The 7,465-nt window shown below is 59.2% G+C and carries 9 protein-coding genes and 2 pseudogenes; 5 read left to right on the forward strand and 6 right to left on the reverse strand.

The window, feature by feature from the left end:
* From BT264_RS39480 to BT264_RS36755, 3 genes and pseudogenes are all read left to right on the forward strand, one after another.
* A pseudogene (locus BT264_RS39480) lies at positions 1-263 on the forward strand (hypothetical protein); the annotation flags it as partial.
* A 43-nt stretch (positions 264-306) separates the two neighbouring features.
* Positions 307-684: pseudogene (locus tag BT264_RS36750) on the forward strand (YdeI family protein); the annotation flags it as partial.
* 359 nt (positions 685-1,043) lie between these two features.
* Positions 1,044-1,259 (forward strand): DUF3820 family protein, encoded by a 216-nt coding sequence (locus BT264_RS36755; RefSeq protein ID WP_072445433.1) that lies wholly within the window; start codon positions 1,044-1,046, stop codon positions 1,257-1,259.
* A gap of 112 nt (positions 1,260-1,371) precedes the next feature.
* On the opposite strand, the gene BT264_RS36760 is transcribed toward BT264_RS36755, so the two are convergent.
* Positions 1,372-1,950, reverse strand: coding sequence for a transglutaminase-like domain-containing protein (locus tag BT264_RS36760; RefSeq protein WP_072445439.1), 579 nt, complete (start codon positions 1,948-1,950; stop codon positions 1,372-1,374).
* Positions 1,951-2,201: 251 nt separating this feature from the next.
* Here BT264_RS36760 and BT264_RS36765 point away from each other — a divergent pair, with 251 nt between their 5' ends.
* Complete coding sequence (locus BT264_RS36765; protein ID WP_072445434.1) at positions 2,202-2,723, forward strand: GNAT family N-acetyltransferase; 522 nt, start codon at positions 2,202-2,204, stop codon at positions 2,721-2,723.
* Between the two features lie 342 nt (positions 2,724-3,065).
* Here BT264_RS36765 and BT264_RS40650 read toward each other — a convergent pair whose 3' ends face one another.
* Together BT264_RS40650 and BT264_RS36770 are read right to left on the reverse strand one after the other, a co-directional pair.
* Positions 3,066-3,197, reverse strand: a complete 132-nt coding sequence (locus BT264_RS40650) for a hypothetical protein (RefSeq protein ID WP_371287150.1) — start codon at positions 3,195-3,197, stop codon at positions 3,066-3,068.
* Between the two features lie 157 nt (positions 3,198-3,354).
* On the reverse strand, positions 3,355-4,227 hold the full coding sequence (locus BT264_RS36770; RefSeq protein ID WP_072445435.1) for a LysR family transcriptional regulator: 873 nt from the start codon (positions 4,225-4,227) through the stop codon (positions 3,355-3,357).
* 95 nt (positions 4,228-4,322) lie between these two features.
* On the opposite strand from BT264_RS36770, the gene BT264_RS36775 reads away from it, so the two are divergent.
* Positions 4,323-5,747 carry an MFS transporter gene (locus BT264_RS36775; RefSeq protein WP_072445436.1) on the forward strand — a complete coding sequence of 475 codons (1,425 nt, stop codon included), beginning with the start codon at positions 4,323-4,325 and terminating at the stop codon, positions 5,745-5,747.
* Between the two features lie 89 nt (positions 5,748-5,836).
* On the opposite strand, the gene BT264_RS36780 is transcribed toward BT264_RS36775, so the two are convergent.
* The 3 genes from BT264_RS36780 to BT264_RS36790 all read right to left on the reverse strand — a co-directional run.
* Positions 5,837-6,358, reverse strand: a complete 522-nt coding sequence (locus BT264_RS36780) for a GNAT family N-acetyltransferase (RefSeq protein ID WP_256260779.1) — start codon at positions 6,356-6,358, stop codon at positions 5,837-5,839.
* A gap of 216 nt (positions 6,359-6,574) precedes the next feature.
* Positions 6,575-6,970, reverse strand: a complete 396-nt coding sequence (locus BT264_RS36785; RefSeq protein WP_072445437.1) for a hypothetical protein — start codon at positions 6,968-6,970, stop codon at positions 6,575-6,577.
* A 159-nt stretch (positions 6,971-7,129) separates the two neighbouring features.
* Positions 7,130-7,465: IS5/IS1182 family transposase (locus BT264_RS36790; protein ID WP_072467074.1), on the reverse strand; the 336-nt coding region annotated here is incomplete at its 5' end.

The following is a 7,465-nucleotide window of genomic DNA, read 5'->3' on the forward strand; positions in this document are numbered from 1 at the left end:
CGGAACTGCTCATGCGCGAGCGCTTTGATACGCACGAACAGGCACGTGGGCGTGTGTTCTGGTTCCTCGAGGGATGGTACAACCTGCGTCGCCTGCACAGCAGCATCGGCTACCGTTCACCGCTCGAATTCGAAGACGAGCACATGAAAAATGAAACCCTGTCCCCGCGCGGGTTGCCCACCGCCGGGCGGCGTCGTGGTCGTGATAGGCGACCCGCCGCCCGCCCGTGGACAACCCGCGACTTACCGCTTAACGGAGGTTAAATCGCACATCGATCGCTACCGCAGATCTGTCCGTTGAAGCGGGTCAACTTCATACTGGCTGCAACGCTTCACTCGACGCTCCGCAAAAAGCATCTGGTCCAGGCTCAACAAAGACCGGGCCGAAGCGCTGATCGCCGCAGGCAGAATGCTGCCTTCGGGCATGCGGGAAATCGAGAAAGCCAAACAGGATGGCCGCTGGGAGGCTGCCTATACGTCCGCCAGCAACTCGGTCGTGCCGGACGACCTGCTGGCCGCACTGGATGCCAATCCCAAGGCCAGCGCGTTCTTTGCGACGCTGAACGGCCGAAACCGCTACGCCATCCTGTATCGGATACAGAATGCCAAAAAGCCCGCGACACGGGTGCGCAAGATCGAAGAGTTCATCGACATGCTGAATCGCGGCGAAACCATTCATTCGTAGACCGGGAAGTCGACAGCCAACGAAGGCCATCGGCCGATGCCGCGCTCAAGGCGGGCAATCCGCAGCGCTCTCCCCGCCTCGGCGCTGGCGAGCGTCGATCAATGCCGGCTGACGGTTATTTATCGCTTTGGCTGCTATTCCGGCGTGGCCGGTCGTTATGACAATCCGGCCGAGCGTTGGATTTTGGCCGCATGCCGCCACACGTGAGCCCAGAAGCCGATCGCCTCTCGCCACTAGAAATCAACGATGGGGCGTTCCTACCGTTAGGCTCGGCCGGTTTCAGTCGTCCTGGATCGGTCGGCACACGGTGAGAGCGCCGTGGCGGGCGTACGAGAGCGGAAAGCCGTGCACAATACCGCATGCGAGTTCCAGACCTTGAATGCCTTGTCACCGTCACCATGCCCTTCGGAAAATACAAAGGCCGACTCATCGCCGATCTACCCGGGCATTACCTCAATTGGTTGGCCCGCGAAGGGTCCCCCCGGGGCGAGCTCGGCCGGCAGCTCGCGCTGATGCACGAAATGGACCATAACGGCCTGAGAGGCTTACTCGAGCCGCTGCGCAAACGCGGATAGCGCCACTCACGTGCTATTGCCCCGGTGCGCCACACCGGCCCCGCATCGATTCAGTGGTTGTCGCCGATCGTGTGACAAAACACTCAGCGAAAACCGGACGTCCACCGTACGACTAGATCACGAGTTCAATGTCAGGCAGATTGGCAAGTACTTCGTCGTAACTTCCGTAGCGCTCCAGCGCCTCGACTACGACCGGCAGCGGTTCAGCCCAGAGTTCTGGCAAATTCCGTTCTTGCGGTTCTCGAGTGGGAAATGCCAGGGCTTCTGCGGGCGGGCAGAATTGTGCGTTCACTCCCGGCTTGTTTCCGCGAGCATCGAGGCGATACCAGCCGAAATCTTGAAGGTAGACGGCGTTCAATCCATGCAAACAGTATGGTGCTCCGCTGCCGCCAATGGACAATCTCTGATAGCACAAGCCGGCAGGAATGGCATTGGCTCGCAAGAGCGCGGCCAAAAGATGACTCTTCGCGTAGCAATAACCTGTTCTGTGCCGAATCACATCTGAGGCTTTGCAAGTGACTGGATTGAGCTTGAAATCAGAGCTGTGACGGATTTCATCTCGGACGAACTCGAAGCAGCGGCGCACCAGATCGTGTTCTGAAATGGCGCTGCGCGCCAAAGCTTCAGCGCTCGACTTGACTTCGGTGTCTTCGAAATCGATGTACTTGCTGGGGATCAAATAGCGCTGCATGCTGTTCTCGTGGTCCAAGGAGGCTGCTTAATTATGAGTCTAGTGGTCATGCGACAGTCGAAAGCTTCCCACCTACGGTACCGGAACTGCCCGCTGCGTCATCGGCCACCAGTGCAGATTGACGATCTGCACTACGCTGTCGTGGCCGGGAAATCCGCAATCGCGATTGCTGAGTCGAACGGTCGTCCGGATTGCACCAAGAGTTGCTCAAGATAAACTATCTGCCCGATCACTGAACTGCGAGATCCTCAATGTTAATCCGAATTGCGACGTTTGCCGATGTAATTCCGCTTGCCGAGTTGAAGCGCGACACGTTTCGCGAAACCTTTCTTCAAGATGGATATGGCATCGGCTACCCGCCGAGCGATCTTGCTGCGTACGAGACCAATAGTTACTCGGTGGAAACGGTCGCTGACCAACTCAACAATCCCCAGCATCGAACGTGGGTAGTTGAAAGCGACGACGGCCGACTGGTTGGTTACGCACAGGTGGGGCCGTGCAAGCTTCCGCACCCGGAAGTCGCCGACGGTTCGGGGGAAATACATCAAATCTACCTTCGGCGGAGTACTCAAGGCACTGGCGTCGGACGAGCATTGTTTGACTCCGCGCTCGATTATCTGGCGGTGGAACGCCCCGGCCCGGTATGGCTTGGCGTGTGGTCGGGTAACACGAAGGCCATCGACTTCTACGAGAAGGCGGGCTTCAAGCGTGTCGGCACGTACGATTTCAAGGTCGGTGAATCGACCGATCTAGAGTTTATTTACCGTCGCTGACTCGTACGATCGCGTCCGACCGGTTGCAGCGGCCCTGCGGGGACGTTGCTCGTGCGGCGGTTTTCTTGCGATTTGCATGATCTGACTTCTAGACCACCGCGCTGATCGTAAGTAAAGGTTGGAATTATCACAGTAGATCGTCGACGATTTAGCTGCGAGTATTGGACGGCCGCTTCTGGCCGAGGCTGTGTCAAAACGCGAAATTCCTCGGTTTTCGGGTATCACTTTACCCCTCCCGAAGTGCCACGACGCCGATACAGAGCGTTCTGGTGGGTCGCCTTCTCCGCTGACCTGCAGCGGCGCACGTTTTGACACAGCCTCGGCCGACCTCAGCCGGAATGATTAGTCAGGCACATGGAGAGACCACTGCGTCTCGAATGCTATCATCGTCATTTCCAATGCTTCGAACTGCGGATCGGCATTTTTTACGGTCAACGCTGGCACCGGCAGCAATCCAAGTTGTGTGCCCAACACCGACCTCTTTTTGTCCGCAAATCCAACTCGCTCGTCGCGAAAGACACTAAACTTCGATACACCGGCTGAGCGATTTCATCAATTCGTTGCATCGACGGGTTGAATCCGCACATGCATATCGGACGCCAACGCCCAAGTTTGCGAGCGTCGAATGGCGTTACGATTCGGCAATCGGCTCGAATGTCTTACGGACAACGTCCACGATGAAGTCAATGACCGCGCGAATCATCGCGGAATACCTCAGATCGGAGTGCACAACTAGCCAGATTTCGCGATGGAAAGGCTCACCGTCGAATGGCAGGCGCTGCAGTGCGGGATCACAATCGCCCATGAACACCGGCAGGCCTGCAACACCAACTCCCGTGCGGGCGGCCGCCTGCTGTGTGGTGATATCACTCACCTCGCAGACGATTCGGCGACCTTGAGCGATCGACTGAAGCCACTTCTGATGCGGCATCTCTGCGTATTGCGCTTCATAGCCGATGAATGCCCAATTGTCCAATTCCGACGCCTGCACGTATTCACGGCTTGCATATAGCCCAAAGGACATTTCGCCGAGTTTGCGGGTGACGCTTCGTGGCTCCTCGGGACGAAACAAGCGCACCGCGATGTCTGCTTCGCGACGCCCCAGCGACACGCTTTGCGCTTGACTGGCAATCGCCAACCGAATGCCGGGATGCGATTGCGCGAACGCATGCAGGTGGTTCGCGAAGAGATTATTCGCGAGGACCGGCGGCGCGCTAATCGTCACTGTACCCTGCATGGGCGCCTGCTCTGCCAGTGCCAGCCGTTCGATGGCGAAGGCGTCCTCCTCCATCTTCGCGGCGAACCCGAGAATCTGCCTGCCCGTGGCGGTCAGTCGACACGCGCGTGGCAACCGATCGACGAGGCGCATGTTCAACTCGGCTTCGAGTGCGCTCAAGCGTCGGCTGACCGTTGCGTGGTCGACCTTCAGCCGCCGGGCTGCGGCCGAGAGGCTGCCCGATTGTGCGATGGCGACGAAGAAGCGAAGGTTTTCCCAGTCGAACATCAGTGCATTTTCTCCGGGTTGATGTGCGATTTTACGGAATATCCGCACAGAGGGCGATCCTTTACGCTGCACCTTCCAAATTCGAAGGATCGCCAATGCAGACACCCTCAAAACTCCATCCTGGACTGGTTCAGATCGCGACATGCCTCGGTTTCGTCGTCGTGCTGGTCGACGTCAGCGTCGTCAATGTCGCGCTCGACGCGTTGCGATCCGCCTTCCGAGCAGACATCACGGGTCTGCAATGGGTCGTTAATGCGTATGCTCTCGTCTTCGCGTCGTCGCTGCTGTTGGCGGGGGCGCTCGGCGACCGGTTCGGAGCAAAGCGCGCATTCATGGTCGGCTACGCAATCTTTACGTTTGCGTCGATCGGCTGCGGCATTGCATGGTCCCTGCCGGAACTGATCGCCTGGCGTCTTGTCCAGGGTGTGGGCGCGTCACTGCTGGTTCCGAATTCGCTCGTCATCCTGCGATTGGCATTTCAGGACACTGCGGCGCGCAGCCGGGCGATCGGATGGTGGGGAGCAGGCGGCGGCATCGCGCTGGCCGCCGGCCCGGTGATCGGTGGATTGCTTGTCACTGCACTCGGATGGCGCAGCATCTTCTTGGTGAACGTGCCCCTCGGCGTCGCCGGCATCTGGATGACGTGGCGCTTTGCGCCCGACACCAGCCCACAACGCGGCCGCAACCTGGATGTTCGCGGGCAACTGACGGGCGCCCTCACACTGGCTGCGCTCACGTTCGCGCTGACTGAAGCCAGCACCCTGGGTTGGGGGAGTCCGGTCATTCTCGGCGCATTCGCACTGTGCGTGTCATCGGGCATCGCATTCATCCGGTTGCAAGCGGGCAATCCCGCCGCAATGCTACCGCTCGCGTTGTGGCGGGACAGGACGGTTCGCAGCACGACCGTGATCGGCATGATCGCGAATCTCGTCTTCTATGGCATCGTCTTTACATTGAGCCTGCTCTTTCAGTGGGGCTGGCATATGACGCCCGTACGCACGGGCGTTGCGTTCATGCCGATGATGGGTATTCTCATGATCGTTAATGTCGTCGCCGGGCGACTGGCGAGCCGGATCGGCGCACGCACACTGGCAACGGCCGGCATGCTGATTTCTGCTGTCGGTTATCTGGCGATGCTGCCGGCGCTTGCCGCGCAGTCCCACTGGCTACTCGCGTTGCCCATGCTGCTGGCTGGCAGCGGCATCGCCCTGACGATACCGACCATTACCGATGCGATGCTTGCTGCGGTATGCAGTGCGCAATCGGGTATTGCGTCCGGTTTGCTGAACGCGGCCCGCCAGGTCGGAGGCGTGATGGGCGTAGCGTTGTTCGGCTTCTTGGTTCGCCATACCGAGATGATCGCATTCATGCGCGGCATGGAGCAGGCGCTAATCGCTTCCGTCGTGTTGTTGGTTGTGGGTGCAGTGACCGCCTTCCGATACCTGAGTGCGACAACGGAGCGGTGCATTCAAACCCGTCGACGGAGTACGACCGTTATCCGCTCCGAAGCGGACGTTTAAGTGCCGTTGCGTCGCAGCGCACGAGCGCCTGGTTGTGGCCGATAATGAACAGACGCGATGTATCGAACTCAATGGGACAATGATCTGCCTTAGATAGATATTGCGGCCGGTAGCGCACGCTCCATCACGATTGCTTGGGCGGCGAAATCCATCGCTGGTTTGCGAAGCAACTCAATGAAGCCTTCGCGTTTCCAGAATTCGAACGCTCTCGGATTTGTATCGATGACTGCAATGCGTAATGCGCGACATTGCCAGCTCATTCCGATTGCTTCGGCGAGACGCAGAACCTGCGGGCCAAAGCCTCGTCCCTGCGAACTTTCCCGGAACAACAACAGGCCGATGAAAGCGATGTCGACCTCTGGATAGCCCCGCACCATTTCCATACATCCAACCGCCTCGACATCGTGAGAGATTTCGTAGACGAATTTGTCCGAGTGGCTTTTGCCGGGCGGTAGCGCATCAAGTACCTCGATGGCGGCGTTCGGAGGGGGCAGCTTGCCTTCCACGGCAAGGCTATAGCCTGGAGCACCTTCGAGCACGGCTTGCAGACGTTCTATGTCGTTCGACGACTGGCGGTCGATCAGGCGTAGCGTGGGCGTGTACATGGTCATGGCGGTTCAGGCGAGAATGTGCGATGCCGATTGTGGACGATCTGGGCGTCGAAGTCGAAGGACCGCTTCTGGTCGCATCTAGACAGTCGCGACCTCCGATTCACCGCACGGGATGTATCGACGCGATTTGACTCGCTCACGTTATGCATTTCCGTCTCAAGGTGCACGCGTTGCCGACTCAGCATTCCGCAGCATGACGGGCGCAACGGTTGGCGCTCACACTCTCGGGGATGCGTCGACCAAGCCTAGCGCCTGAAAGCCAGCGGCCGCGTGCGAGAGAACGTCTTGATTCCAGTTGGACCGGAAGGACGGGTGCGGGAGCGCCAGAAAAGGGATCGACCGGTCGGCCACCATGTAGCGCGAAGGCACGCCCATCGCTTCCTTGGCGTGGCACATGATGCTTTGGCGCTTGAACCGCGCGTCGAGCTTGGGCTTAACAGCGTTCCATGTGTTAGCCCCCCAGGATACGATCGAGACCCTCTCGTAAACACGGCAGACGGAACGCAGCACTGCGTCGAAGCCGCACAGCCAGTCGTCGTAGCCCCTAAGGGTGCCCGTGGTTTTGGCCCCGACCGGTCGGAAATCCGGCACAAGGTTGAGGAACAGTACCACTGGCGTCTTGCTAAGGACCGCAGGCGGGATACCGACTCGATATCTCGGCGGAGCTTCATGCAAGCTGCCGTATCGCCAAAGCGGCGAATCCGGATCGTGTAGCCTGCCGTCCTTTTTGAGTGAGACGATCGGATACCAGTCGTGTCCTAAGAGACGGTTTCATAAAGGCTGTTCGGCGCGCCGGAGGGTATTCCAGCAAATCAGGCAGCAACCGAGTTTGAGGAACGCCCCGTGAATGTCGGCGCGACGCTCGAAACGAATCCGGAGGCGACGGAAGTGATGCAACCAGGCATGTGTGCGTTCGACGACCCAGCGATATTTGCCCAGGCCGCTGCCATGTTCGGTACGGCGCTTGGCGATCACCGGCTCGATACCGCGATTGCGCAATGCTCGTCGATGTCGCTCGGAGTCGTAACCGCGATCGGCGTAGACAACGCGCGGTCTCTGCAGCGGGTGGCCGCGCAATCCGCGAATCGGCGGAATCGCGTCGATCAG

Source organism: Burkholderia sp. NFPP32 (genome assembly GCF_900119325.1).
Classification (GTDB): Bacteria; Pseudomonadota; Gammaproteobacteria; order Burkholderiales; family Burkholderiaceae; genus Burkholderia; species Burkholderia pyrrocinia_C.